Raw genomic sequence first — 25,382 nt, forward strand, 5'->3', positions numbered from 1 at the left:
AAGGCACTTATATCAATTAAGTGCCTTATTTTTTTGAGAGAATCTATCCCATGAATATAAATATAAATTGTTTCTTATTATGCTTGTTGAATTTTTTTAGTTGTAGCAGTTCTGGTTCAGAAAGCTATTTATTCCCTGTAAGTACACAGATCAATAGAGCCAATTTATATGATTACTCAATCAATGTTAGGTTATCCAAAGAATATATTGTATTGCAATATGATGATGAGTCTAAATCATTCTATGATGGTTTTTTTTTATCCTATGTTACGACAACTATTTCAACTAACTCTGGTGACTTATTTGAATACAGTTACAACGTTTCAGATTTTAGCTCATCTTGTGAAACCAACGAAAATGGGACTGTCATTATAAATGATTTTATCGATCTTTATATCGACCATGTCCATTACCCTGATGTTAATAATTTACCCAATTTTTCATTTGATACTGAAGATATCACTGGATTTGAGAGGGCAAGCAACGAGTTTTCTCTAGTCACAAACCAAGAAATACCGAGTGATGAGCCATTGAGTTGTAATGGCAACATCACATTTAATGTGGAGTTACAATTATGATGTTTTTTAGAATTTGGTTAGGTCTAAACAGCCTAATTATATTCGTGTCTGTTGTAATGTATAGTGCCAAGGCAAGTGCGAATATTCCTGACGGTTTTGAAGACTTATTTGAGGAGCAGCAATTAACATTAAAACTGGTCTTGTCAGCAGATAAAAATAAATCATTTAACTTAATAGCCTTGGTTGCCGGTGATGAGATAAGAATTCAAACATCTCAACAAGCACAAGTAGTAGAAAAACTTCAGGTGATATTCGGAATTGATGAAGCCGTTAGCCAAGCCATCGCTGAATCTTTAGTGACGGGCGTTCAATCTAGTAAGCGGTGTGTTGGTTATAGAAGTGAATGTGGTTTGCTTCCCGAGCTCTACGATTTTGTTTACGTGCCAGATAGTCACTCATTGATTGCTCATGTCAACTCTCAATACCTAGAAGAGCAGCGTGAAGAATTAGAGCAAGAGTTTGTGAAAACAACTACTGATCATAATGCAGTGATCATGTCACATGGCCTTAACCTCTCAGGTTCTTATAGCGATACAACGGATCATACATCAGCATACTCTTATCAACATGAAAACTATATAGGCTTTGGTAAGTATGGCTATATACACAATGACCTGAACTATAGCGATGTCAACGGATTCAGTTCTGATGATTCGTCCTACAATTATGCTCAAGGCAATACTCGCTTTTCTGTAGGCTACAAATATCAAGAACGTGCTTGGAATAGTACTCAGTTTTTAGAGAATAACAGCAAAACTTCTGGTTATATGCTGTCGGTTGGTTCAACGAGAGAGCTTGTTAAAAAGTCAACAGCCAACTCAAGGCGCGTCTACCTAAATGTTCCTCGAGCCGGGCGATTAGAAATCAATGATGATCGGGGGCGTGTATTGCTGAGTCGTAATGTCAATGCTGGTCAAGACTATTTCGACTACAACGAGTTACCTGTTGGGACGTACACCGCAACAATTAGAATATTTGATGGCAGTGAGGAGTTTTATAACGAAGATAGATTGATTGTAAATACAGCATCGTCTGCGCTAGCTTCTGGTCAAGTTGATTATCATATTACTGCGGGTTTCTTATCAAGGGAATTAACTAATACAGGTTTAGAAGAGAGCTTTGATAATAATTCGATTAGCTTTGCTTATGATAATTATGAAAGTCCTATTTTTACTAACGGGAAGTTGAATTATCAGGTTACGGACTTTCTTGCGCTGGGTGGGGGAATGTTTGTTACTTCTACCGACAACTATAATTATGTTGGTGGCAACTTATTATTAGGTGAAGTATCTAGGTTATCAGCGGTAACAGGGTTATTTGATGATGGTTCTAGCTTTTATAATGTGGATTTTGGGCTATACGATTTGAGTTTGTCATATACAAACTTTGAGAGCGAAGGTGGTAATCTTTCTGATGTGAGCTTATCTCGCTTGCTATTTGGAAACTCAAGCTACATGTCACTATCGATGAACTATAGCAGATATCTATCGAGAAATGTTTCGTCGTATATATCGGGTATATTGACTCGAAATCAACATAAAGACTTAACTAATGGGTACACCAACGATTCTGAAAGTTGGTCTGCAAGAAGTGGTGTTCAGATTTCGTCATTACCACTTGACTCTAAGTTGAGTCTAGAGTTATCAGCGAGTGAATCTAGTGATATTAATTATGGTGTTATGGCTTCGGTGACGATTCCCTTAGGGCTTAGCAATAACTATATGCATAGCACGCAAGCACGGTTTGATGAAAGAGGAAACTCGACGTTGTCACATAGAGATATAGTATCAAGCAGTATTGTAAATAGAGATAACCTAAACGTATCAAGTTCAGCTGGTCTTTATTATCAAGATAGCGAAGAAGACTCTAATAATGCAGACTTGTCAATTTCTGCAAATTATAAAAATAAGCATATGGATACCAACTCTTATGTCTATGTGAATTCTAATAGTAGCGCTAATATATCTGCTTACATTGGAACAAGTAATATCATTACGTCAGAGGGGATTGAATTTACGAGTGAAAAGTCGTCGAGTTACTTTATTGCAAACAATGATACAGGGAATTTATCTTCTGACGGTAAGTTCTTAGCGGTTGTAAATTCAGAGCAAAATGGGAAACAGGGTAATGTATATGTCAGTGAAGATGCATTAAATGTTTATCCATTAAAAGAGTACAAAGAGTATGAATTTGAACTGGATACTGAAGCTTCTGACTTTTATAACAATGGAGAGTCATATATCTCAGCAACGAGTTACCCTGGAACGACTATTCGTTTAGACACATCACTTTCGGAACTTAAGTCATTTATCTCGACTTTCAGTGATATAAACGGAAGTCCAATTGATGGTGTGGAGTGTATAGGAGACGGTTGTGTTTCGACAGATAGGCTTGTAGAGGGTGTTTACCAGTTTAAGGTTAAGAATAAGCTACCGTACAAGATTATATCTAAAACTAACCAGTGTGTGATCCCTGAATTATCATCAGTTAATAACTTAAACTTAGGTAATAACTTTTGCATGCCTACATTTGAAGAAAACTCTGAAGGTTATCAGATCGCGCTAGTTGATGGTATCTATTACTATTATTTAGGGCAATACAAGGACAGTAATGTTGTTTTGAATTATCAGAACAAACTTAGCGAATCAGGTGTTGCAATCATCAACAAACGTTTAGGCGAATATTCATATATCTTCGCAAAGTCGACTGATTTACTAACGACGGCAAATAAAGTGTTTGTCAACGAGCTTATTAATTATGCTGTCCATATGGAACTCACACCATATGCATCTAACTAATCTAGAGAATATTATGAAACGTGCAATATTAGCCTCAATGTTACTAATTACGAGTTCCTTGAGTCACGCATTTAGCATAGACAAAATGCTATTGATCGCAGGTGGTGACGGAAATGGTGTATTTACTCTGACTAGTTCCAAAGGAGAACCAGAGTATATAAAAGGTAGTGTAAGCCAAATAAAAGTTACGAGAGGTGAATTAGAAAAAATCGAACTTACCAAAGATAACTTACCTTTATGGGATCTGGCCTTACTTCCAAGTAAGTTGATCCTCAACCCGGGAGAGCGCCGCCGGGTATCAGTGAAGAATCTGTGTCAGGTTAACTGCGATAATTTAGAAAAAGATAAAGTCTATCAAGTGACTTTCATGCCTAGCGTATTAGACGACGAAAAAAATAAAAGCAGAGTCGGAATAAATTATGGATATGCACCGTATTATATTGTTCCAGCTGAGATTGCAAATGTTCAATACAAAATTGAATATAATGGTGATGAAGTTTATGTAGAAAATAAAGGTAACACTTTTTTCTACATGCAGTTTGATAATTGTAAACCTGGAATAGTAAACAATAAATGCAAACAAACTAACACAATATTAGCAGGCCGAAAGAAAACAATTAAGTTAGCTGAAGGCCTAAAAGATGTCGATTCGTTATCCGTAAAGGTTGCTACCCATGATTACAGTTACAACAAAAAAATTACGATTAACAAGAAATAGTCTGCTATTTATTGCTTTACTGTTCAATTCAGTTGGATCCAGCTATGCCGCTGAAGTCTACGGAAACATTACGGCTAATGGGCCTGTCGTTTGGAATAACGCTGCAATGAATAGTTATTTTGGTAGTGGAGCCATATCGCCGTCTGCTTGGACGATTGCCCAGGAGCAAACGACAGCGGAATGGTACCCTGCAAGTATGGATAACCAATCTGTAAATGCGGTTACCTTCGTGAATCATACGTCAGGCGAAAGCTTTACTACTAGCTTGGAAGTCTTAGGGGTTGAATACAACTTAGGCAGCTCGGCTAACTATTTTACACCGAAGGATCATGGTTCAAATGTGGGAGCGGGGGTTGCTAACGAATGCGCCAGCTCAAGCACCAGCGGTACTTCAGCCAAAGTAATACAAGAGTCTACTCTGTGTGTGTCGCGAACCGGTTATGTATCGGCAAGCCGAGTAGAACCATTCAAGTTCCTTCGACCAGCTTTCTCATTGCCCGATATTAGCAGCGACATCTTTGCAGCTCCCGTCGGTACGGGAACTTATACGGCTTCAATCAATCTTTCTCCAACGTACTTTTTTACAAGTCAAACGGGAACGATGACCTATACCAGGATCCCTGAGACACTGCTCATTACTATTGATTATCAAGCAGCGATTCTTGAGTCTTTGACTGTGTTCGGTAGCGGTATCATTGACCCTAATTACGACACTGTAACCAAGCGGATCTCTGGTACGACGAGATATGATGTTAGTTTGTTTGGTACTTTACCAGAAGGCGTGATCATGACGTTTAGCCCTAATTCCGGTGACTATGAGTTAACCAATACGGAAAACTCATTAGAAGAAATACCCTATACCATCACTTGTGCGATCGGATGTGCTAGTGCAGATAAAGTGATTGTTCAAGACGGAGTATTAAACACCGCTTCATTCCCTGATTCAGAAGTGGTGACAGTAGATGGGGATGGGAGTAATCGAGTCGACGTAGCATACGACATTAGTTTTGATATTGATGGAAATTCTGTTAGCTCGGGAAATTATCAAGGGTCGTTTAATGTAGTTTATGAGGTAAATCTGTGAGCCACTTATTTTTCACTTTCAGTTTTGTTGTATTGATCATTGGTTGTGGTTCTGTTGTTGCTGCAGAATCTGACTCACACCGTGTAGGTGTTGGAGCAAACTATGGTTATAATTTTGATGGAGATATGTATGACAACTCTCAATCGCTCCATCTGTTTTATCAATATAACAGAGTTCAATTAAACCTTGGGGCCAAGTATTATCAGTTGGACAACAAGTCTAAATATATTCCAGATCTTTCTCTATTGTATAGCGTGCATGAAGGAGACTCACTGGATTTAAAGATAGGCATTGGTCTTGAAGACAAGTATCCAACAATAGAGTACGTTGCCGAGTATGCTTTGAATGAGTTTTTCGGTGCGACCATCGCACTAAATCAAACGTTGAACGATGATTTCGGGCAAAACCAACGAGAAGCAGTGGTTGGATTATCTTATTATTTCAATGACAGCAAGCGTAAGATTGAGCCTGACCAAGTTGAACCTCGCCCTTCTTCGCTTGAGATTACAAAAGCTCCTGATTGTACATCTAACCCAACGGATATGGACTGTGACACCGATACTATGTCTAACAGTATATCTGAAGTTGCTGTTAAGCCGACATTGCCTTATGTCGTGCAAGAGGGGGATTGGTTATATGAGCTGCGTAGAAAGTTCGGCTTTGATTTAGAAGATATCATTGAGAATAATGATATTGAAAATCCGGACTTAATCCATCCCGGTCAGGTCCTAGAATAGAACACTTGATTTGATATCTTAGTCAGTAAAGCCGCTTTGTAAAAGGCGGTTTTGCTTTATACCCCATTAGAAAATAGAACTCCACATCATCAGCTCTTAACTAACTTTTTCTCATCTCCAATATGCTGTTTAGCTCGATGCGCTAAATTTTTTGAATTACTTCTTCAACCACACCGCATGTCTCTACATAATATCTTCTAGTCCGGCGGCGATATCTTCGTCGTTTTTATGTTTGTGCGAAAATATATTGAAGATTTTTATTGGTGTTCGTTATTTTTGTCCCCCTAATAGGCTAGAGAGTGATAACTTAGTCATTATTGCAATAGGGTGTGTATCGTTTGGTTGGGTATTGAGTTCTGGAATCTAGCCAGTCGCATTATGGTACACCGACTACCGTCCTGAGAGGAACGTGCAAAAGTTTGCTGTACAACGAAATGGTAAGAAATCACATCAATAATTTTTTATTCGTATTCCCTTATCAATGCATCTCTTTTCTTATCTTTATAGCTCATTATTTCCTTATTCAGCACCTTTGCGACACAGGTTTAACCATGCCTACACCGCTGCCTAATACTGCTTTCATGGTGTATTTGTATCGGGAATGAATTTTAATGTTGTCATTCATCGGGTCAACTAGGCATTAGACTTCTTTTTTCCTGCGAATAAGCTAAACTCTCATATGTAACCAATTACATTTGAGGTGTTTATGAAGTCGTTTGTTAATATTTCGGTCGTTTTATGTTCATTTTTATTTTTTGCAACCTCAGCGAATGCTTCTATTAGTACCGATGATGTTACATTTTCAGGCCGAGTCGGTGGAGATATACGAGCAATTTATTCTGACAAGAGTCTAACGAATGTGGATGGCATGCAAAACACGAAAGCTGTAAGAGGCATGACTCAGAGCAGTTATGTAACATTACTAAACAATGAAGTAGATGATGTAATTGTTCGTGAGGTGGACATGTAATCTGATGAACATGGCATTGTGGCTTTAAATTTTTGACCGTGTGCTTTACCACCTAATTATTGATTAACTTAGTATGTAGCTATACCGATAAGTTAAGTGAGCAGATGATGAAGTATATTGGTTCGATAATCTCGAATACGAATGTTAGAACTGTAGAGTTGTGTTTTGAAAGGCTGAAAAAAGCAGGAGTTCATCCATCAGAATTAACCTTCGATGGATTGGTACTCCTGTTAATGTGCGCTGAAAGAGACCGCTTAGCAACACTGAGAGCTAATTGAGCATGGGTTTGAGCAGGTTTGACAGCCTGTAAGTAAGTTCAAGAATTCGGGTTGAGCAAATAACTGGCTTGTTTTTATGTGCATTAAAGCTTTGGAGTAATGATGTTTGCCAACTTTAATCACACCGCTTGTTGATTTTTTCTCGTACGAAACAACAGAAAACCCCATTTTTTCGAGTACTTCTGCTGAGCTGTTTATAGCAACTGTTGCGTAGTAGTCGGTAATGTTGGCGTGCTTTGCTAGAAACCTGAATTCTCTATTTAGTTGCAGTCGAAACGGTCGCTCGTACAGTGAATGCTGACTGACAGCAAAATAGGCTAATTTTCGACGTTGATGATTAGGAACGGTTTTTCTTAAATCTATTTCATCAATCGACTTTTGACCAAGAATTTCAATTTCGGAGTTCATACCTTCGAGAGTAAATATGGCTCCTAAGTTATGTCCCAACAGTTCTCCAGTGATACTGTCAACATATTTATAGGCAATGAAACGTTTTTCATTACAATAGTTTAAAAGGTCGATTTTATTGAGCCCATGCTTCATATATTCATCAGAGGTTTGCTCATGAAAAAGAAGCACAGAATTTACAATCTCACTATCACTAGAATTTCCAATCGGACATTCACAAACAGGATTGTGTTCGATCATCGATGTTGAGTGATAATTTGCTCTGGCGATCAAGTTATTCAAACTATGATATTTCTCTTCCATCAGAGTATTGAACTGATCAACTCTATTTTTAGAATTAAGGTCTTGATGTTGAAGATGACTAACTTCAGATAGGTAAGGCTCGAGATCGTTGGTAAATTCACGTAAAACACGAATACTACGGCTAAGAGTTGGTTTAGTTGTTCCCCTTTCCCATCGACTAAGTGTAACTGTATCAATGTTCGATAAATCTCCTCCAAGTAAGTTGAGTTTTGTAGCGGCTTGACTTTGTGTTAGTTCATTTGCAATTCGATATTTTTTTAAGTATTCGCCAAACACAGTAGCTTTCTCCAGTCTTTTGCATAAGGCGAAATATTATTATGTGTAGAAATTTAAGATGGTAGGCATTTTAAAGTGTTGATTATCAGGATGTGCCTAATTGTCTTTTATGAAGTTTTTATTATTCCACTGTGTTGTTTTTATAAGGGTTATTATTTCGGGTTGAGAAAGAAGTGTCGCAGTATCAATTTCATATAAGCAATGTTCAAATGATCGATTGCCTAATTTAAAACCTTCTGTGTCAGATTCTATATCAAATGCTACCTTATCAAATCCAAGTCGCTCTAAAAATTGTCCGCTTTCAGGCCATACATTAAAGAAATAATAACGTTGAACATTTGAATAGTGAATTAGGTTAATATATTGAGAAACTAACATACATCGAAATACCTCGATATCAGAAGAGTAACGATTATAATTACAAACCGATAACTTAGTCGAATTTTTATAACTGACAGATTTTGTCAGGTCGATATCAATGATTTTTGAATGAGTAACTTTGTCAAAATAGTCACTTTCGAATATAAAACTAAGTGAGTGACCTACCAACTGCCCGCTTTCTGTTACAAATTTTTTTAAAATAGCTCGTTTGTTTTGTTGGTAGTCATATAGATTAATGTCGAAAAAACCCTTCGGTGTATAGATTGCTGTTTCGTAAAAGGTTTTAAGGCTACATAGTATCTTGTCATCATCTTTCAAAAGAAGTGGCATCTCAGTAATTAAAGCTGATTGTGGCTCCTGTGGCTTTTCATAACTTAATGATGAAATCTTCATTACCCTGTTATTAAAACGAAGTTGTTCAAACTCGTCTAGTAGCTTTGTTTCGTTTGGATTTGGTATTAAGTCATAGAAGCTGCTCAAGTCTATCTGTAAACAACGCAAGATTCTAAGGCACTTGGCAAGCGTTGGCTTCGTTTTTCCTCTTTCCCAGCGGCTTAGCGTTACCACATCTACAGAGCGAAACTCTTCATCTGCAAGGTTTAACCTAACAGCAAGTTCACTCTGAGTAAGACCAAGTGAGACTCTCAATTCCTTTAAATAATCACCAAACATTCACTATCCCTATGTGTATGTGCAATTTGATTTCATTAAAGTATAGTTGTTCAAGATGGATTGTGGCGTCTTTTTAGTAACATATCGGCTTTGTTGCGTAATTAAATTTATAGATAGAGCTACCCCATTTCGTGTGTTTCTTAGTCAATACGACAAGTTTCAGGCATACCTAACCCAGTAAGCTTGTTCAACGCTTTTATCATCGCGTAAGTCTCACCCACCTGCGCATTGTAATGTCTTAAGCTCAATCGTCCTCCTAGTAACTGTTTTACTCGATACATCGCTGTTTCTGATAGTGAACGTCTGTGGTACCCATACCGCTCTTTCCAATACTTATTTGAGCCGTATAACTTCTGGCAACCCACGGCGAGGTTTCGAGGATGACCACGCTCCCAGAAGGCTGCCCCTTCTCTTGGGGGAATAAGCGCAATGGCTCCCTTAATCTTAATAGCAGCATGACACAATCTCGTGTCGTAAGCTCCATCACCAGACACCTCAAGGATACTTCGGCGTGTTTGTTTCAGTAAGTTCGGGAGGACTTCTCCATCTGTAACCGTCGATAAACTTAGCTCGGCTGCGATAATTTCATGAGTGCTTGTATCAACGGCAATATGCAGCTTTCGCCAAACTCTACGCTTGCCATCTGTCCCGTGTTTTTTGACTTTCCATTCACCTTCGCCATAAACCTTTAGGCCAGTTGCATCAATGGCCAGGTGCTGTATTGCTCCTCTCGCTTTAGTCTTAAATGAGACCTCAACTTGCTTTGCTCTACGACTGATGCAGGTGTAATGCGGACAACTTAATGGAACATGGGCAAGCCTAAATATTGAGTCGATAAACCCTTGCAGAGCTCTCAGTGGCATAGAAAAAACTCGTTTCACCATGAGCGCTGTCGTGATAGCTAAATCGCTGAACCGACGTGGCCTCCCGCGCTTACTCTGTTTGCTTTGCGCCCACCCGTTTATTGCCTCTTCATCAATCCAAAAGGTCAGAGAGCCACGGTTAATAAGTGATTGGTTGTATTTCTTCCAGTTGGTTGTTTTGTAACGAGGTTTAGGCATAGAGCTACGAGAAGGAGTGAACGTAGCTGATCAGATCGTAGGCTCTTGATTTAGTTCCATTGAATTACGCAACAAAGCCTAACATATCTAAAAGTATCTGACTCAAGGGAACCAATAGTTCACAGTTCTAAAAAGGAGCTCTACTTGTTTTAAACGGTATCGTGTACCTGCACAGGAGTTCGTTTAACTGCTTATGCAGCTTGCTCTACACGGTTAAGAAGTAGGCATGTAAAGCAACATATGATTTGTTCATGCTAAATCTTGCTAACTATTGATCTGTAGTATCGATCAATCACAAGGAGAAGTTTGTTTATGAATACGAGTATGTTGTCTGAAAATTTGCAAGCCGAAGCACTTATTGATGATGTAAATCAGGGATTGTTTTATCCTGTTTTTCAACCGATAACTAATGGAAATGGAACTGTCGGTGCTGAGGTTTTATTACGTTGGGAAAAAGGGCATGACGTTGAATCGTCAATCCGCTGTCTATTAGACTCTGAGAAGATTGCATGGTTTACTCAAAAATTCTTGTTAAGAGTGTCTGAAGAACTATTGTCTCAGAAGAAAATGATTGATTTTCTGACTATTAATATATCGCCTGGTCACGTTTTAAGTTTCACTTTTCTACGTGATATTTACCCAATTTGGCAAGCATGCAACAAGTTAGGTATAACCTTATGGATTGAGCTTACTGAGAATGAACAATACCCCGTTGGGATCGACGAAAAAAGGATGATATCCCAGTTCGGAGTATGTCGTGGCCTTGGGATTAAAATTGCGATAGACGATTATGGCAGTGGTTATAACATTGGCGAAGCTCTGATTAAGGTAGTTAAACCGAACATCGTGAAAGTAGACCGGTCGTTGATGAGAAATCGGAGCGATAATTCTACCTTTTGGGAGCGTCTGAGATTTTTAGCTCGAAAGTATCAGATTGAATTGTTATCAGAAGGTATAGAAAACCATGAAGATCTACGTTTCGCAAAATCACAGGGCATAGCTTATTTTCAAGGTTACCATTTAGGAAAGCCTGGCTCACTGAATCAGTTGTCTAAAAAACATATAGCATATTGCTCATTTCCGTAAATATAGTGCTGAGGTCATTATGTTTATTGAACAGTAGAGCACTGAGCATTGCAGTTGAATTTTGTTGGTTTTAAAAATCAGAAAACATAGATGCTGTTGGGTAACTGAGGGGCTCATTAGTTTCTAGGGTTGTAGATTTGCTAGAGCATATTGTGACTTTAACAGTTTACCTATATTGACTTAGTATCAAGTGTTTAATGGCTGCCAGTTTATCTATTTATAACCATTTGTTAGCATTGGGACAAACAACAAAACATTGGAATCGTTATGTCGCAGTCACCTATAGATCGAAAGGCTTCAGAGCAAGCTCCTTCCTTATCTCAAATCAACGTGTTTCCGGTTAAATCAGTGGGCGGGATTGCACTCTCTTCTGCTTGGGTCGAAAAACAGGGCCTTACCTTCGACAGACGTTTCATGCTGGCATTGGCTGACGGCTCAATGGTTACAGCGCGCAAGTACCCGAAGATGGTTAAGGTCTCTTCAAGTTTGCAGCCAGACGGTTTGATTTTTACTTATGAAGGTAAAGAGCCACTGCGTCTGAAATATGCAAACTTCAAGATGCAAGAAGCGCCTGCAACGGTGTGGAAAGACAGCTTCACTGCGTATACCACCAACGACGAGGCGGATGATTGGTTCAGCGATGTGCTTGGTGTTCGCGTAGAACTGTTGTTCTGTGGTGAGCAATCCAATCGTGTTCGAGAAAAACTTGGTCAGAATGTCAGTTTCGCTGACGGCTATCCAATGTTGGTGATCAGCCAAGCCTCTCTAGATGAGCTTAATCGCCGCAGCCCTGAAGTTCATTCAATGGATCAGTTCCGCACTAACTTTGTTGTTTCAAATACAGAAGCCTTTGCCGAAGACGGCTGGAAGCGTATCCGAATTGGTGAGGTTGAATTCGAAGCGGTGAAGCCTTGTGAGCGCTGTATCCTGACGACAGTCGATGTTGAGAGTGGCGAATTTAGATCAACAAAAGAGCCGCTCAATACCTTCTCTACGTTCAGAGCTAATGAACGCGGTGGCGTTTTCTTTGGTCAGAATCTAGTGGCGAAAAATGAAGGTCTGGTGAAAGCGGGTGATGTGGTTGAGGTACTTGAAACCAAAGAGAAAGAGCATTATGAAGACACATGGGTGGAGTCGCTGCACTTAACCTGTGTTGAACGTGAAGAGATCGCTCGCGACTTTACAACGTTTTGGCTAGAACCAGCGAAAGAGAACCACTCACTACCAAGTTACCAGCCTGGGCAGCATCTACCGATTGAGATGGTGATTGATGGCGAGAAGGTTTCTCGTCGTTACACGTTATCTTCTAGCCCATCACGCGCAGGCCGTTTGGCGATTTCTGTAAAGCGAGTGGACGATGGTCAAATTTCAAACTGGCTCAATGACCATTTCCAAGTAGGTGACACTCTTGTTGCTCAAAACCCAGACGGTGCTTTTTATCTAGAACAAAATCCAACGCACCCTTTACTACTTTTATCTGCAGGTAGCGGCATCACGCCAATGCTGTCGATGCTTCGTTACTTAGCAGACCATGATCAAATTGATGATGTGGTGTTCTATCACCAATGCAGCAGTGAAGAAGATATCCCTTATCAAGCAGAGATTGATAAGATCGCTCACGAACATTCTGGGTTGCGCGTGATTTATTCGTTAAGCCAGCCAACGAAAAAGTGGGATGGTCTATCAGGTCGTTTGAGCGTGTCTCATGTCGCTAAAATTGAAGCGCTTCATAAACGCCAAGCATTCGTGTGTGGCCCTGACGGCTTTATGGATAATGCCAAGAAATTGCTGATTCAAATGGGGCTTAATCCTCAGCATTATCATCAAGAAGCGTTTGGTGTTGCTCAGTCTACCGAAGAGGCGGTGAAGCAGCTGCAGCTAAGTGTCAATGGCTACCTGTTTGAAGGTAATAACCAATCAACCCTGCTAGAGCAAGCTGAGTCGGCCGGTGTGTCTATTGCTTCAAGCTGCCGTGCTGGTTTCTGTGGCGCTTGTAAAGTGACCCTTGAGTCAGGACAAGTTCATCAACCGGATGTACCAGCATTGCAAGAGCATGAACGTAATATGGGTCAGATACTGGCGTGTTGCAGTGTTCCGCAAACTGATATCGAAGTAGTGGATTAACGACGCGTAGGTCATAAGGAAAAGCACGAAATAAAAAAGGCCGGAAGTTCGTTAAATGAACATCCGGCCTTTTTGATCCTGAGACTAATTCAGATAATTAATCGTAGATCGTTGGGATTGGTTGACGCTTGTGTTGTGTTGCTTTGTAGATGCCCACTAAGCGGTCAGACACGTCTTGAGGGACTTCTTTGCCTTCAAGGAAATCATCGATTTGGTCGTAAGAAAGGTTCAATGCTGCTTCATCAGCTTTTTGTGGATCAAGCTCTTCTAGATCAGCGGTTGGCACTTTTTTAACCAGTAGCTCTGGAGCGCCCAGTGTTGCTGCTAGTTCACGAACTTGACGCTTGTTCAGGCCAAATAAAGGCGCTAAATCACATGCACCGTCACCGTGTTTGGTGTAGAAGCCAGTAATGTTTTCCGCTGAGTGGTCAGTACCGATTACAAGGCCGCCAACGTAACCTGCAATTTCGTATTGTGCGATCATGCGAGCGCGAGCTTTCACATTACCTTTCACAAAATCGATTTTTGCTGAATCTGTTGGTAGTAGGCCAGTGCCTTCTAGAGCAACGTGAGATGCAGCGTGAAGCCCATCAACACCCGCTTTAATGTTTACAGAAACAGATTGAGAAGGCTGAATGAAAGACAGAGCAAGTTGCGCTTCGTCTTCATCTTTTTGTTCACCGTAAGGCAGGCGAACCGCGATGAATTGGTAGTCGTTGCTACCAGCGCTTTCATTTAGGCTATCAACGGCCATTTGTGCTAAGCGGCCACAAGTTGTCGAATCCACACCGCCACTGATACCAAGGATCAGAGACTTGCAGCCTGACTGCTGAAGTTTCGTTTTGATAAAGTCCACACGACGAGTCACTTCGAAGTGAGGGTCAATTGAAGGTAGTACGCGCATTTCGTCACGAATTAACTGTTCCATTCGTATTCCTTTCCTGCAAGCAAATTAAAAATCTAGTGTTATCATACCTAAATCATCCGATTTAAAAACCTCTTTGCACAAGCTTAGAAAGAGAAGGCAGTAATTAATAATGGAAAAAATAGCCATTTTCGGTAGTGCGTTTAATCCACCGAGCTTAGGGCACAAAAGTGTGATTGATTCGTTGGCTCACTTTGACAAAATTCTACTCGTTCCAAGTATTGCCCATGCTTGGGGAAAAGAGATGCTAGACTTTGATACGAGATGTCAGTTAGTTAACGCATTTATTAGCGATCTTTCACTGGAGCAAGTGGAGCTTTCTTTGATCGAAAAGAGCCTATTTACCCCAGGTGAAAGCGTGACGACTTATGCGGTGCTCAGTGAACTTCAAAAGTTACATCGTGACGCTGAACTGACGTTTGTTATTGGCCCAGATAACTTCTTTAAGTTCTCATCTTTCTATAAATCAGATGAGATTACCGAGCAGTGGTCTGTAATGGCTTGCCCTGAAAAAGTGAAAATTCGCAGCACAGACATACGTAATGCACTGATAAGTGGAAGCGATGTGGCAAAACTGAGTACAAAGTCAGTTACAAAGATGTTGCAAGATAGTGGACTGTATCAGATAATGTAAGTTCACTAATCAAGAGGTCAGAGGACTATGCTAAAGAGCGCGATACCAGCGACGTTGATCATGGCAGCATGCAGTATGCCTGCGTATGCTGAATGTGACTTTTTTAGCTTAGATTCAATCATGCTGACTTCTGATGAAGATGACAACTGTCTAGATCTTTCTACGAGCATTGAGTCTTTTGGTGAGCGCATGCTGGAAATCACTGGTATGAGTGAAGACGAGGCCGAGAGCACACCAGACTATTGGTCTGACTGGGTACTTCAAAGTAAAGACTCGCCATTGCTGACACAAAGCATTGAGTCAAACTATGTTGGTTTGGGTATGTGGTTTCCAGAAGACCTTGAAGATGAGCAGTATGATATGTCGACAGAAGAGTGGTTGATGAATCATGGCCTTCAATTGAGCATTGGCTTTGGTGATAAAGTAGAAGGGCAACCGCGCATGCGATTTGATTACCGTTGGCATGACTCACGTGACGCCGACCTAATGATGCAAGTTGAATTGCCATTTTAGACAGGCAGATACACAGATAGATTGCTAACTACGTCTAAACAGTAAGAATTAAAAAAGCCGCAAAAACTCAGTTTTTGCGGCTTTTTAGTATCTGGCTTGCTAGTTTAAATACAAACACTCACTTACTGCCAAGCTATAGATCTTCACCAAAAACAAGCATACACAGTTGTTCGAACTCTTCTTCTTTACCTGAGAACAGGTCATCAATCACAAGTGAACGTTTCTGGCCTGACTGCATGCGTTTCTTCGCTTCTCGCATCACCATCACCAGAGTGTGCTCTTGTGGCAGGTTTGAATCATCAATGTTCCATTGATTGAATCGCTGAGAAAGAGCACTTTCGCAAAGTAGTGGTTTAAACGACAACACTTCTTGCTTCAATACAGAAAGCATATCTTTAAACGCTTGTTCCGTATTATTGGCATTGGAAGCGCGAGCTTTGGTTTGTTCTAACTTTTCTAGTAGCGCCGAAGAGAGGTTAGTTTGCGTAATGTAACCCGCTTGTCTTGGGAATGAATCCGTCAAACGAACAGAAAAATCGACGCGGTTAACCTGAGTGTTTGGAAAGTAGGTCAGTGACGTTAGGCAGTCGTATGGAATCCAGACGCTTTGTCCTGGTTCAACGGCATACTCTTGTTTGCCTAACTTAATCAAAACCAAGCCACTTTGAACCGATACAAGGCTATGTTTAAGTACTTTCTTGCGTGGTGTGATCACCAAGTGTGAAAAGTAAGCCGATGTATATTCAATAGCGAAGTTCATAGATAGTACCTTAATTTTGGGGCGTCAAGATTACCGTTAATCTTAAAGAATGCCAACAATAACAGGGGATTTTCAATGTTTCTGGTCTGACCTTGTCAAAAGTATGGGCTCTGTAGCTGCGAGAAGTCAAAACAACGCGTAGAATGAGCCAGCTTTTTATTATATGAATTAAAAAATGACCTCTCCAACCGATCCATATGTTGATATTCGTCCTTACGGCGATGATGAAATTCCAGCGGCACTAAACCGTCTTATTAATGATGAAGAATTTATTAGTGCAATCTTGCACTACCGTTTTTCAAACCATGCGTCTTGGTTCAAAGCATTAATGAGCCCGATTTTGCGTGTGTACTTAAAAATGAAGTGGAGCAAGCTGACTAGCGTTGAGTCCATTCAGATTGAAGTGAAAAAGTACTTACGCGACACGTTAGCGAAAACCACCAACGGTGTGACGTACACTGGTGTCGAGTCTCTGGATGCGAACCAAGCTTACCTGTTTGTATCAAACCATCGTGACATTGCTATGGATCCTGCGTTGGTAAATTACGCTCTGCATCAAAATAATCATCAGACTTGTCGTATCGCTATTGGTGACAACCTGTTGAAGAAGCCATGTGCGACTGAATTGATGCGTTTAAACAAGAGCTTCATCGTAAAGCGTTCTTTGAAAGGACCACGTGAGATGATGAAAGCGCTAGGGCAGTTGTCTTCCTACATCAAGCACTCTCTAGAAACGGGCAACTCAATCTGGATCGCTCAAAAGGAAGGTCGTGCGAAAGACGGTAACGATTTTACTGAGCCAGCAATTTTGAAAATGTTTCACGTTGAAGGACGTAAGCAAAAAATTGCTTTCCCTGAATACGTGAAGTCATTGAAGATTGTTCCTGTGGCTATTTCTTACGAGAACGACCCATGTGACACAGCTAAAGCGATAGAGCTTTTCGAGAAAGACGTAAACGGCAGTTACGAAAAGGGTGAGTTTGAAGATATCGAAAGTATCATTCAAGGCATCATCGGTAATAAAGGACGCGTTCACGTTGGCTTCGGTCAGGTTATCGACCAAGATTTTGATACCCCAGAAGCGCTTGCTGAAGAGATCGATCGTCAGATCCACGATAACTATAAACTGTTTCCAGTAAACTTACTGGCAGCAGAAAAAGAAGACGAGTCGATTACAGCGGCCGTTAAGCAAGAGTTTGAAGCTAAACTATCGAGCTTGCCACAAGGCGCGCGTCAGTACTTGATCGATAGCTACGCGAACCCAGTGAAGAACATTGGTTAACGAGCGTTAGTTAGCTTGCTAGTTGATTAGCAACTTGATTTAATTGAAAAAGGAGCCTTGGGCTCCTTTTTTGTTTCTGAATGGCTACTTGCTGCTGCGATCGAGCATTCACGTATTCGAGCATTAGAGCTTCAGTCTGAATTAGCGAGCGACTGCGCCACCGAGCTCTAGATTGGTTGGCCATATGGTTACAATGTTGCCGCCTAGATAGATGTTGCCTTTAACTGTCATAGTCTCGGGGAATGTTGTAATCCCAGAACCGCCTATATATAAGTCGCCATCAACCACGATCCCGTTGGGTAGCTCGGTTAAAGGAGTGCGGATCACGCTCAGATCGCCTTTCACTCTAAAGCCATTCGGTAGCCTTTCCAGTGGAGTATCGGTGAGGTTAATAAAGCCGCCCACTCTTACACCTCTTGGCCAACTGGTGATTTGGCTGCCAATCAAGTCGACGTAACCTTTTATCTTAACCCCGCTCGGGACTCGAGCGAGTTGGCTGTTAGAGCCTTTTAGGCTGCCGTTCACTTCTAACCCTTTGGGTAGGCGTGTGATCGCAGTATTCTCTATATTGAGATTACCATCTACCACCAAGCCAGTTGGAAGTGATGTATAAGGCTTATTTCGTAGATATAAGTTTCCGTAATTATCGAGATGGTTCAATATTTGATAGTGATCGAGTGGTTCAGCACTGACATTTGTTATGGTTAAAGAACCAATAATAAGTGCAATTATTCTGAGCATAACAAGCTTCTTATTACGATAGACGTTTACACTATAATGGAAAAATTAATCTCGCATAGTGTTTTACCCATTTGGCGGTAGATTAACGAGAAATGGAGCAAAGATGATAGGTAAATCAATGATTAGAGTAAATATACGAATTATTAAGGTCTTTCTGATAGCCGCTTCAGTGTTTGGCTCAATGTCTGCGAGTGCCAATAAAGTAATTTCAACGCCCGGTAAAGCTGCGGTAGTGGTGACACAAGGCAGTCAACAGCAACGAGTTTGTTATTATGATGACAAGGCTTATAGTATTGGGGCAGTGTTAGAGGTGGGGGGCGTAGTGATTCAGTGCGCTGCAGAAAATGATTTTGAGCAAAATGGGTCACTGGCTTGGGTTCAATTAAAAAAAGACGAGTAATTCACTCGTCTTTTAATAAGAATATAAATGCTTATATTAACGCGCTAGAGAGCGAGTCTTAAGTTCAAAAATAATCTTCTCAGCGCTAACTTCAAATTTAAAGCGAGCGTGCAACTCTGTGCTTTCTTCAGTCATCTCTGATGCTTCGAACTCAACGTTGCTAGACACTTGTTTAGCAAGTTCAACATACTTAGCAAACTCAGCTTCAATCAGTGCTTTTGAGTTTCCGTAAACCGTTACTTCAGCAACATCGTCGCCTTCTTTAATGATGAACCCGATTTCGCCTGCACAGCCGCAAGCCTCACATACATCGTTGTTACCAATATCTTGGCTCATAAATAATCCTCTTACAAAGTCTGAGGTTATTCTAACGAGCAATTTGAACTGTATCTACAAAAATTAAAACCTTTGAACTAATTTATACTGGTATGCTATGTTGTTTGTTAAGGTGTTTAATGAATATCTACATTCGCGCCGCCAAATATGCATGTGATTTACCTCACGTTTTGTTGAAAAGGAATGTTATTAATATGTCAGAATATCATTCACTTAGTTGCGCCAGAAATGATTTTATAAGACTATCTATCGCTTGATAGGTATTTATACAATGAATTTTTCGTTGGGTATTTCATATTCTAAGTAGTTATTTAAACTTATCGACTTAGGATTGTAAGGTGATTTTCGAAGAACAATTAGACAAAGTGTCCAAAGAGGCATCACTGTAAAATTGTTCGTACATAGTATTTGTGTGAATTTAGTTATAAATACTTGCGAAAAAATACCTTGCTCACATAATGCTGATAACGATTTTCATTCTGACTTCATTTGATTGAGTTAGATGGATTTACAAAGAGAAGAGCCTGAATATGCCAAAGCGTAGTAAAGAAGATACAGAAATCACGATCCAGAAAATCATGGATGCCGTTGTAGACCAGCTACTAAGATTGGGTTACGACAAGATGTCATACACGACGTTGAGTCAACAAACGGGTGTTTCTCGTACAGGTATAAGTCATCACTTTCCAAAGAAAACGGATTTTACTGCTGCTCTAGACGGTCGTATTTTCAAGATGTTCATGGAACACATTGACTTCGAAAATGGCCTTGACGCATTTTCAGCTAGCTGGGTTGCAGCACTTGAAGACGCTGAGTTCCTAGCAATCTTACGTTTACTTTTCCATCATATTGTTACTGCTGAGAGCGCGCATGAGTTCGCTGCAAACGGTATTGATCGTCTATACAAGCTGACTGAAACTCAGTTTGGCGATACTAGCGGTAAAGAACTAGAGTGGTTGATTGGTAAATCATTGATTCGTATGAGCCAATAATCAGCACTCAATAAAAGAAGCTCCTGCGGGGGCTTTTTTTGTGCCTGCCGTTTCACTTCTTGCGCGTTTTTCTCTCAATCCCACACCGCTGTCTTGCTGTCTTGTTTATTGATGTTGAATGAAGTTATTTCTTTTCTTTTTATATGCTTACGTTCAAGCCTTGTTTCCCTCTCCAGTGTTAAAAGCTAAGTAACTCTAAAGGGTAGTGTGCATTTCTAGAGCCTCAAACGCTCAAGGTGAGTCGTTTTGGTGCTTGCTGTTGTAGTTATTAATAAAATTGAGTTTAAACCGAGAGAGTAGCTATGAGCCAATAAAAAGCCCCGAACAAATCGAGGCTTAGGATTACGTCATTGTTATCAAGAACGAATACTCAAAACGAGTCGCTACTTAATCGGACTTATTGTGCGGGGTGAACCTGAGGGAAGCTCATGGTTGGGTGTTTTTCTACGATACTTTTGTAACCATACACATCTTCTATCATCGAAGGTTTCAGCGCATCCCAAGGCTTGCCATCACACACCAAATTGCCATCTTTTAATACTACCAATCGGTCGGAATACTGCGCGGCTAAGTTGAGGTCATGCAAAACTACGATAACCGCGGCATTGTGGTTATCGGCTAATTCTCTCGCTATCTTTAAGGTGTTGTGCTGGTGGGCAAGATCCAGTGCAGACGTTGGTTCATCAAGCATCAAAATACATTGGTCACCAGAGTGATGAAGCTGAGTTAACACTCGAGCTAAGTGCACTCGCTGCTTTTCACCGCCTGATAGAGAAGGATAAAGCCTTTCACTCAAGTGAGTCACATCTGCAATATCCATTTTTTGGCTAGCAATGCTGGTCAGCTTCTTGTTGGATTCTTGCAGAGGAATCCCACCAAGCTCGACAACTTCATGTGCCAAGAATGGGAAGGTCAAGGTGCTGTGTTGAGGAAGCATAGCAAGGTGCTTAGCTAACTTGTGAGAAGGCCACTTGTCTTTACTATGTCCAAAGTATTGAATATCGCCGTTGCTTGATATCTCTTGGCACAAAGCTTTAAGCAGCGTGCTTTTACCTGCGCCATTTGGCCCAAGCAGTGTGGTTACCTTTCCCGCTTCAATCTCAATAGAAACGCCATCTAATATCACTTTACTGCCGAACTTCACTTCGATATCGGTCGCTTTTAAAGCTGAAGGAAACATTAAAGGATTCTCCCTTTCTGTTGAAATAGTAGATACAAGAAGAATGGAGCGCCGATAATCGCAGTGACAATACCTACAGGTAGCTCTGCCGGAGCAAGTACCACACGTGAGAACATGTCTGCGGCGGTTAGCAGTAGTGCGCCTAGTACCGCTGATAGTGGCAACAGAACTCGGTGGTCAGGGCCTGCTAACATGCGACCTAAATGTGGGATCACCAAACCAATAAAACCAATCATGCCAGACAGGCTAACCGTGATACCAACGCCTGCAGCCGTCAGTAGAATCAGCTTTCGTTTAAGCTTTTGTACTGGGATGCCAAGGTGTTGCGCTTCTGACTCGCCCAGTAATAGAGCATTTAGAGACATCGCTTGGCGGTAGAACACGACAAACAATCCAACGAGCGTGACAGCAGCCAGCAAAATGCCTGACCACTTAGCGCCTGCCAATGACCCCATCGACCACAATGAAAGATCGCGTAGCATTTGGTCATCAGCAATGAAATTCAAGAAGCCAATACCAGCGCCAGAGAGCGCACTGATCGCCACACCCGCCAACAACATGATGGTGACAGAGGTGCCGAATTTACCCGTGCCTAGCTTATACACCAACAGTGTGGTTAAAGCGCCGCCAAGAAAAGCGAACACAGGAACCGCAGCAAAGTTCATGAAAGCAGGGTATTGAAGCGATAGCTCAGAGAAAAGTACGATGGCCAGTGCTGCACCAAGCGCCGCACCAGCAGACACACCGATGATCCCAGGCTCAGCAAGTGGGTTTCGAAATAAGCCCTGCATAACAGCACCACATAACGCGAGAATCGCACCAATCAACATACACAAAATGGTTCTAGGTAAGCGAATCTCTTGAATCACCAAGTTGATGTGTGGGGCCAAGTCATTGTTTGGCTGGAGTAAGCTCGCTGCGCTGTCAGCCAAGCTAATGTTCATTGGCCCAACGGTGATTGAAAACAGTGCGACGAAGACTAGGGTAGCACCTAGGCCTAACATCGATGTTTTCAGCGGGACGGATCGTAACAACATAAAGGGCCTCAATGTCCGCTGCTAACTTCAAGATCCATCACCAACATTGCGAAAGTAGGCTGGTGACGGGCATTGAACTAGCAACAGTAAAAATAGGGTAGTCGCGTTATAGCGGGTAGATAAGTTATAGCGGATAGATAAGTGCGTTTAGTCGCTTAGCTTCTGAAAGGCTCTCGAGACCAAGCCCGCCAACCAAAGCACTGCCATTTACGGTAATGATTTGCTTGTTCATACCTGCAGGAGTCGCTGCTAACATAGGTAGCGATTTCAGGATGGCATCAGCACCGCCCATTTTTTGGTAGCTACGGCCACTGACCAAAATCACATCGGGTTGCATCTCAACGAGTGATTCCATTGAAAGTGGCTTGTAAGAGGTTAGGCTCTGGGCGGCAGGGTTCACACCACCAGCCAATTTAATGATCGCGTTTGGTGAAGTCTCACCACCGGCAACATTCGCAGGACGGCCTTCATGCAGCAATAAGAAAAGCACCTTCTTCGCTTCGTTGCTTGGTACTTGATTCGCCTTCAGTGCAGCAATCTTCTGATTTACTTCAGCTTTAACTTGCTGTGAGTGTGCTTCGGTATGGGTAATCTTGGCGATTTGGTCAATACGCTTTAACAGCCCTTCAACGTTTGCTTCAGTGTTGACGATCTCTACATCGACGCCTGCCGATTTTAATTGAGAAATCGCGTTGTCTGGTCCCATTTCATCTGAGCCAATCAACGTGGTCGGTTCTAGGGCAAGTAAGCCTTCCGCAGACAGGTTTCGGTGATAACCAATCTTTGGCAGGTTTTCTGCTTGAGGAAAGTGGCTGGTCACGTCAATCGCGACTAGCTGCTCTTCAGCACCTAATGCCAAAACCAATTCAGTAACGGCACTACCGGCACTGATGATTCGAGGTTGTTCAGCGTCATTGGCCATTGTGGGTGCGGTAAGTGCCAAGCTCATAGCGGCAACTGAAAGGAGATGTGTCTTGGTCTTTAATTTATTGAGCACGTTTAAGTTGTTCATAATAAGTTCTTTATATTTTCTTTTTGTATCGCGAAGATACTCAGTGAGCAGTCCGTTCGCATTGTGAGTTCGAATCGATAGAGAGGCTTAGTTCTGTCTATTTGGTCTTAACTATCAGGAGCCAAGTTTCATAAACGTTAGGCCTCATAAAAATTGAGTATTGTTCTAGCCATCGTCCGTGAGCAGTTGAGTCGCTTGTATTCCGTTCTCTTGAAGGAATGAAAGCAACGTCACTAGGTTTTCAACGTTGGCGGCTTTATCCGCGCCAATGATGATCGGTTTTTTATCCGTTGAACCAGTCTCTTCTAACAGGGCAATCTTGAAGTTTTCCCAGTCGATGTATTCTTGACCGTTAATTGCCCAGTAGGGTTCGCGGTCTAAAATATTGACGCTAATCGAATCCTTGTGGACTTCAGAAACGTTTTTGACATCCGAGCTTGGCAGCTCAACTTCCAGTGACTCCAGCTTTACTGATGCCGTAAGCAATAGAAAAACCATCACAATAAAAATGATGTCGAGCAGCGGTGTTAAGTCTGGCGCTAGGCTCTGTGTGTTCGATGAGTGGGGCGTTTTAATCATGCTTGGCTCACATCACCGATAGAGGTTTTGTTGACAGGCTTACCTTGAGTATCATCAGACTGATTGGTTTGAATCGACATGCCTTCTAGCCACACATTCACATAGTTCAGAGTATGTTCTAGCTGAGCTAGCACTCGATCGGCCCATAACCCTAGTAGCTGAGCACCAGAAATAGCAGGAAGCGCAATCATCAAACCTGCTGCTGTGGTTCGCATTGCTAATCCAAGACCGTCTGCCAAGTCATTAGGCGTGATGCTGCCTGTTGTCGCGGCAACGCCTTTAAACATCTCAATAAGACCAAGTACCGTACCAAGCAAGCCGATGAGTGGGCTGATCACGCCGATCAAACCAAGCAGTCTTAAACCGGCATGAAGCTGGTGGCGTTTTTCTTGTAGCCAGATCCCAGCGGCATCTTCACGTAACCCTTTTGAAAAGGAGTGGTGAGCAAGCAACATTGACACGCCCTTGTACAGTAGCGGGCGTTTACCTGAAATCGACTGAGCAAGCGCTTCAATCTCTTTACTGTTGGTTGGTGAAATTTGGTTAAGCTCACGACGAATGGCACGTTTGCCCACACCAATGCTGAGCATGACTTGGAAGACACGTTCAGCGATGATCATTGCTGTTAATGCTGAACAGATAAGAAGAGGCCAAGTCATTAAGCCAAGTTGATCTTGTAAGTAACTGATTTGTTGCATGATTAATCCAACCTAAAACGAACAGGTATTTGTACTCGGTGAGCAATCGCTCGACCATTGACAGTGTGAGGTGAGAATTTCCATTGTTTAATGGCATCTAATGCGGCGTTATCGAGCATTAGTGCGCCTGATGAATTTACTAATGCTTGTTTAATTTGTTTGCCTTCAGCGTCTAGCCAGATTTCATAAGTCGCGACACCTTCAACGCCACGACGTCTTGCTTGGCGAGGGTAATTCGGTGGGGTAGGACGCGCAGAGAACGAAGGCTTAGTGACCAAAACTGGCTCTTGGTTTGATACGCCTTGATTTACTTCCTGAGGCTGGTTGGCAGATTCGTCCATATTCTTATCGACTTTCTTGTCGGCTAGCTTCTCTGGTTGAGTGGCTGGTTTTGGGCGTTCTTTCTTAACGACCTTTTTCTCAGTTACTGGTTTCTTTTGAACCGGCTTCTTCTCGACAACCTTTTGCTCAATCACTTTTTTCTCAACTTTCTTTGGTTGAGGTTTATTGGTGATCGCTTTTTTCTTTGGGGTTGGCTTAGCTTGCTTTGGCTCAACCGTTTTTGGTTCGACTGGTTTAGGTTCGGCTTGTGAGACGGTTTCTTTTATTGGCTCAGGTTTAACTGGCTCTGTGATTGTTTTTTGCTGAGCTTGTGAAGGAACGCTCTTAGGAGTGAAGTTGATCGATACCGTGTTTGATTGGCTACCTGCAGGCATCGCAAATACTTTGGATTCTTGAGCGACAAACAACAACGCTGCATGAATCACTAACGATGCACCGCCTGCAATAACATATCTAGGAACGTTCACAATCAATCCT

Annotated in this window: 26 protein-coding genes; 13 read left to right on the forward strand and 13 right to left on the reverse strand. The window is 41.6% G+C overall.

The genetic code is table 11. The features are described from left to right. Positions 1-50: 50 nt before the first annotated feature. The 6 genes from AC3CH3_RS20425 to AC3CH3_RS20450 all read left to right on the forward strand — a co-directional run bounded on the left by AC3CH3_RS20425 (position 51) and on the right by AC3CH3_RS20450 (position 6,885). On the forward strand, positions 51-578 hold the full coding sequence (locus AC3CH3_RS20425) for a hypothetical protein (RefSeq protein WP_488538261.1): 528 nt from the start codon (positions 51-53) through the stop codon (positions 576-578). After that, entirely contained in the window at positions 575-3,376 is a 2,802-nt protein-coding gene (locus AC3CH3_RS20430) for a CS1-pili formation C-terminal domain-containing protein (RefSeq protein ID WP_488538262.1), read from the forward strand. The genes AC3CH3_RS20425 and AC3CH3_RS20430 overlap by 4 nt, the downstream gene beginning before the upstream one ends. 13 nt (positions 3,377-3,389) lie before the next feature. Next, positions 3,390-4,094 (forward strand): hypothetical protein, encoded by a 705-nt coding sequence (locus AC3CH3_RS20435; RefSeq protein WP_488538263.1) that lies wholly within the window; start codon positions 3,390-3,392, stop codon positions 4,092-4,094. Next, the gene (locus AC3CH3_RS20440; RefSeq protein ID WP_488538264.1) at positions 4,051-5,178 is read left to right on the forward strand and encodes a hypothetical protein; all 1,128 of its coding nucleotides are present in this window, start codon (positions 4,051-4,053) and stop codon (positions 5,176-5,178) included. Before AC3CH3_RS20435 ends, AC3CH3_RS20440 begins: the two co-directional genes overlap by 44 nt. Beyond that, positions 5,175-5,915 carry a LysM peptidoglycan-binding domain-containing protein gene (locus AC3CH3_RS20445; RefSeq protein ID WP_488538265.1) on the forward strand — a complete coding sequence of 247 codons (741 nt, stop codon included), beginning with the start codon at positions 5,175-5,177 and terminating at the stop codon, positions 5,913-5,915. Before AC3CH3_RS20440 ends, AC3CH3_RS20445 begins: the two co-directional genes overlap by 4 nt. Positions 5,916-6,621: 706 nt before the next feature. Next, complete coding sequence (locus tag AC3CH3_RS20450; protein WP_488538266.1) at positions 6,622-6,885, forward strand: hypothetical protein; 264 nt, start codon at positions 6,622-6,624, stop codon at positions 6,883-6,885. Between the two features lie 254 nt (positions 6,886-7,139). Here AC3CH3_RS20450 and AC3CH3_RS20455 read toward each other — a convergent pair whose 3' ends face one another. From AC3CH3_RS20455 to AC3CH3_RS20465, 3 genes are all read right to left on the reverse strand, one after another. Beyond that, positions 7,140-8,150 (reverse strand): helix-turn-helix domain-containing protein, encoded by a 1,011-nt coding sequence (locus AC3CH3_RS20455; RefSeq protein ID WP_488538267.1) that lies wholly within the window; start codon positions 8,148-8,150, stop codon positions 7,140-7,142. 96 nt (positions 8,151-8,246) lie between these two features. Next, positions 8,247-9,203 carry a helix-turn-helix domain-containing protein gene (locus AC3CH3_RS20460; protein ID WP_488538268.1) on the reverse strand — a complete coding sequence of 319 codons (957 nt, stop codon included), beginning with the start codon at positions 9,201-9,203 and terminating at the stop codon, positions 8,247-8,249. A 140-nt stretch (positions 9,204-9,343) separates the two neighbouring features. After that, on the reverse strand, positions 9,344-10,264 hold the full coding sequence (locus AC3CH3_RS20465; RefSeq protein WP_488538121.1) for an IS5 family transposase: 921 nt from the start codon (positions 10,262-10,264) through the stop codon (positions 9,344-9,346). Positions 10,265-10,576: 312 nt separating this feature from the next. Here AC3CH3_RS20465 and AC3CH3_RS20470 point away from each other — a divergent pair, with 312 nt between their 5' ends. Further along, the gene (locus AC3CH3_RS20470) at positions 10,577-11,350 is read left to right on the forward strand and encodes an EAL domain-containing protein (RefSeq protein WP_488538269.1); all 774 of its coding nucleotides are present in this window, start codon (positions 10,577-10,579) and stop codon (positions 11,348-11,350) included. Between the two features lie 267 nt (positions 11,351-11,617). Beyond that, a complete protein-coding gene (locus AC3CH3_RS20475) occupies positions 11,618-13,474 on the forward strand; it encodes an MOSC N-terminal beta barrel domain-containing protein (RefSeq protein ID WP_488538270.1) in 1,857 nt (618 codons plus the stop codon). A 97-nt stretch (positions 13,475-13,571) separates the two neighbouring features. On the opposite strand, the gene nadE is transcribed toward AC3CH3_RS20475, so the two are convergent. After that, positions 13,572-14,402: an NAD(+) synthase gene (gene nadE, locus AC3CH3_RS20480; protein ID WP_265973945.1), complete on the reverse strand. Its 831-nt coding sequence runs from the start codon at positions 14,400-14,402 to the stop codon at positions 13,572-13,574. 109 nt (positions 14,403-14,511) lie between these two features. Between nadE and AC3CH3_RS20485 the strand changes: the two genes are divergently transcribed. Both AC3CH3_RS20485 and AC3CH3_RS20490 read left to right on the forward strand, forming a co-directional pair. After that, complete coding sequence (locus AC3CH3_RS20485; RefSeq protein WP_019825690.1) at positions 14,512-15,033, forward strand: nicotinate-nicotinamide nucleotide adenylyltransferase; 522 nt, start codon at positions 14,512-14,514, stop codon at positions 15,031-15,033. Positions 15,034-15,060: 27 nt separating this feature from the next. After that, entirely contained in the window at positions 15,061-15,546 is a 486-nt protein-coding gene (locus AC3CH3_RS20490) for a hypothetical protein (protein ID WP_019825688.1), read from the forward strand. Between the two features lie 133 nt (positions 15,547-15,679). On the opposite strand, the gene AC3CH3_RS20495 is transcribed toward AC3CH3_RS20490, so the two are convergent. Then, a complete protein-coding gene (locus AC3CH3_RS20495) occupies positions 15,680-16,306 on the reverse strand; it encodes a hypothetical protein (RefSeq protein WP_017064307.1) in 627 nt (208 codons plus the stop codon). Between the two features lie 175 nt (positions 16,307-16,481). Here AC3CH3_RS20495 and AC3CH3_RS20500 point away from each other — a divergent pair, with 175 nt between their 5' ends. Continuing rightward, positions 16,482-17,588: a 1-acyl-sn-glycerol-3-phosphate acyltransferase gene (locus AC3CH3_RS20500; protein WP_048609736.1), complete on the forward strand. Its 1,107-nt coding sequence runs from the start codon at positions 16,482-16,484 to the stop codon at positions 17,586-17,588. A 141-nt stretch (positions 17,589-17,729) separates the two neighbouring features. Here the strand turns inward: AC3CH3_RS20500 and AC3CH3_RS20505 are convergent, their stop codons facing one another. Continuing rightward, complete coding sequence (locus AC3CH3_RS20505) at positions 17,730-18,329, reverse strand: hypothetical protein (protein ID WP_488538271.1); 600 nt, start codon at positions 18,327-18,329, stop codon at positions 17,730-17,732. A gap of 103 nt (positions 18,330-18,432) precedes the next feature. On the opposite strand from AC3CH3_RS20505, the gene AC3CH3_RS20510 reads away from it, so the two are divergent. Further along, on the forward strand, positions 18,433-18,729 hold the full coding sequence (locus AC3CH3_RS20510; RefSeq protein ID WP_019825683.1) for a YnjH family protein: 297 nt from the start codon (positions 18,433-18,435) through the stop codon (positions 18,727-18,729). Between the two features lie 36 nt (positions 18,730-18,765). On the opposite strand, the gene AC3CH3_RS20515 is transcribed toward AC3CH3_RS20510, so the two are convergent. Then, on the reverse strand, positions 18,766-19,065 hold the full coding sequence (locus AC3CH3_RS20515; protein WP_017062761.1) for a YfcZ/YiiS family protein: 300 nt from the start codon (positions 19,063-19,065) through the stop codon (positions 18,766-18,768). A gap of 530 nt (positions 19,066-19,595) precedes the next feature. On the opposite strand from AC3CH3_RS20515, the gene AC3CH3_RS20520 reads away from it, so the two are divergent. Next, the gene (locus AC3CH3_RS20520) at positions 19,596-20,057 is read left to right on the forward strand and encodes a TetR/AcrR family transcriptional regulator (protein ID WP_004731875.1); all 462 of its coding nucleotides are present in this window, start codon (positions 19,596-19,598) and stop codon (positions 20,055-20,057) included. A 397-nt stretch (positions 20,058-20,454) separates the two neighbouring features. On the opposite strand, the gene AC3CH3_RS20525 is transcribed toward AC3CH3_RS20520, so the two are convergent. From AC3CH3_RS20525 to AC3CH3_RS20550, 6 genes are all read right to left on the reverse strand, one after another. After that, on the reverse strand, positions 20,455-21,237 hold the full coding sequence (locus AC3CH3_RS20525) for a heme ABC transporter ATP-binding protein (protein ID WP_081229403.1): 783 nt from the start codon (positions 21,235-21,237) through the stop codon (positions 20,455-20,457). After that, a complete protein-coding gene (locus AC3CH3_RS20530) occupies positions 21,237-22,274 on the reverse strand; it encodes a FecCD family ABC transporter permease (protein WP_048609731.1) in 1,038 nt (345 codons plus the stop codon). Before AC3CH3_RS20530 ends, AC3CH3_RS20525 begins: the two co-directional genes overlap by 1 nt. 124 nt (positions 22,275-22,398) lie before the next feature. Then, a complete protein-coding gene (locus AC3CH3_RS20535) occupies positions 22,399-23,286 on the reverse strand; it encodes a heme/hemin ABC transporter substrate-binding protein (RefSeq protein WP_488538272.1) in 888 nt (295 codons plus the stop codon). A gap of 165 nt (positions 23,287-23,451) precedes the next feature. Beyond that, on the reverse strand, positions 23,452-23,865 hold the full coding sequence (locus tag AC3CH3_RS20540) for an ExbD/TolR family protein (RefSeq protein ID WP_488538273.1): 414 nt from the start codon (positions 23,863-23,865) through the stop codon (positions 23,452-23,454). Next, positions 23,862-24,563: a MotA/TolQ/ExbB proton channel family protein gene (locus AC3CH3_RS20545; RefSeq protein ID WP_017062755.1), complete on the reverse strand. Its 702-nt coding sequence runs from the start codon at positions 24,561-24,563 to the stop codon at positions 23,862-23,864. The genes AC3CH3_RS20540 and AC3CH3_RS20545 overlap by 4 nt, the downstream gene beginning before the upstream one ends. 2 nt (positions 24,564-24,565) lie before the next feature. Further along, positions 24,566-25,372: an energy transducer TonB gene (locus tag AC3CH3_RS20550; protein ID WP_488538274.1), complete on the reverse strand. Its 807-nt coding sequence runs from the start codon at positions 25,370-25,372 to the stop codon at positions 24,566-24,568. Positions 25,373-25,382: the final 10 nt, after the last annotated feature.

The sequence above is a fragment of the Vibrio sp. QJM3NY_35 genome (genome assembly GCF_057785915.1).

Coding starts and splice junctions, on each gene's coding strand:
- AC3CH3_RS20425 (WP_488538261.1), top strand. CDS start 51: ATGAATATAAATATAAATTGTTTCTTATTATGCTTGTTGAATTTTTTT.
- AC3CH3_RS20460 (WP_488538268.1), bottom strand. CDS start 9,203: ATGTTTGGTGATTATTTAAAGGAATTGAGAGTCTCACTTGGTCTTACT.
- AC3CH3_RS20505 (WP_488538271.1), bottom strand. CDS start 18,329: ATGCTCAGAATAATTGCACTTATTATTGGTTCTTTAACCATAACAAAT.
- AC3CH3_RS20470 (WP_488538269.1), top strand. CDS start 10,577: ATGAATACGAGTATGTTGTCTGAAAATTTGCAAGCCGAAGCACTTATT.
- AC3CH3_RS20440 (WP_488538264.1), top strand. CDS start 4,051: ATGATTACAGTTACAACAAAAAAATTACGATTAACAAGAAATAGTCTG.
- AC3CH3_RS20500 (WP_048609736.1), top strand. CDS start 16,482: ATGACCTCTCCAACCGATCCATATGTTGATATTCGTCCTTACGGCGAT.
- AC3CH3_RS20510 (WP_019825683.1), top strand. CDS start 18,433: ATGATAGGTAAATCAATGATTAGAGTAAATATACGAATTATTAAGGTC.
- AC3CH3_RS20525 (WP_081229403.1), bottom strand. CDS start 21,237: ATGTTTCCTTCAGCTTTAAAAGCGACCGATATCGAAGTGAAGTTCGGC.
- AC3CH3_RS20430 (WP_488538262.1), top strand. CDS start 575: ATGATGTTTTTTAGAATTTGGTTAGGTCTAAACAGCCTAATTATATTC.
- AC3CH3_RS20545 (WP_017062755.1), bottom strand. CDS start 24,563: ATGCAACAAATCAGTTACTTACAAGATCAACTTGGCTTAATGACTTGG.
- nadE (WP_265973945.1), bottom strand. CDS start 14,402: ATGGAACAGTTAATTCGTGACGAAATGCGCGTACTACCTTCAATTGAC.
- AC3CH3_RS20465 (WP_488538121.1), bottom strand. CDS start 10,264: ATGCCTAAACCTCGTTACAAAACAACCAACTGGAAGAAATACAACCAA.
- AC3CH3_RS20485 (WP_019825690.1), top strand. CDS start 14,512: ATGGAAAAAATAGCCATTTTCGGTAGTGCGTTTAATCCACCGAGCTTA.
- AC3CH3_RS20520 (WP_004731875.1), top strand. CDS start 19,596: ATGCCAAAGCGTAGTAAAGAAGATACAGAAATCACGATCCAGAAAATC.
- AC3CH3_RS20435 (WP_488538263.1), top strand. CDS start 3,390: ATGAAACGTGCAATATTAGCCTCAATGTTACTAATTACGAGTTCCTTG.
- AC3CH3_RS20515 (WP_017062761.1), bottom strand. CDS start 19,065: ATGAGCCAAGATATTGGTAACAACGATGTATGTGAGGCTTGCGGCTGT.
- AC3CH3_RS20535 (WP_488538272.1), bottom strand. CDS start 23,286: ATGAACAACTTAAACGTGCTCAATAAATTAAAGACCAAGACACATCTC.
- AC3CH3_RS20530 (WP_048609731.1), bottom strand. CDS start 22,274: ATGTTGTTACGATCCGTCCCGCTGAAAACATCGATGTTAGGCCTAGGT.
- AC3CH3_RS20495 (WP_017064307.1), bottom strand. CDS start 16,306: ATGAACTTCGCTATTGAATATACATCGGCTTACTTTTCACACTTGGTG.
- AC3CH3_RS20475 (WP_488538270.1), top strand. CDS start 11,618: ATGTCGCAGTCACCTATAGATCGAAAGGCTTCAGAGCAAGCTCCTTCC.
- AC3CH3_RS20490 (WP_019825688.1), top strand. CDS start 15,061: ATGCTAAAGAGCGCGATACCAGCGACGTTGATCATGGCAGCATGCAGT.
- AC3CH3_RS20450 (WP_488538266.1), top strand. CDS start 6,622: ATGAAGTCGTTTGTTAATATTTCGGTCGTTTTATGTTCATTTTTATTT.
- AC3CH3_RS20540 (WP_488538273.1), bottom strand. CDS start 23,865: ATGATTAAAACGCCCCACTCATCGAACACACAGAGCCTAGCGCCAGAC.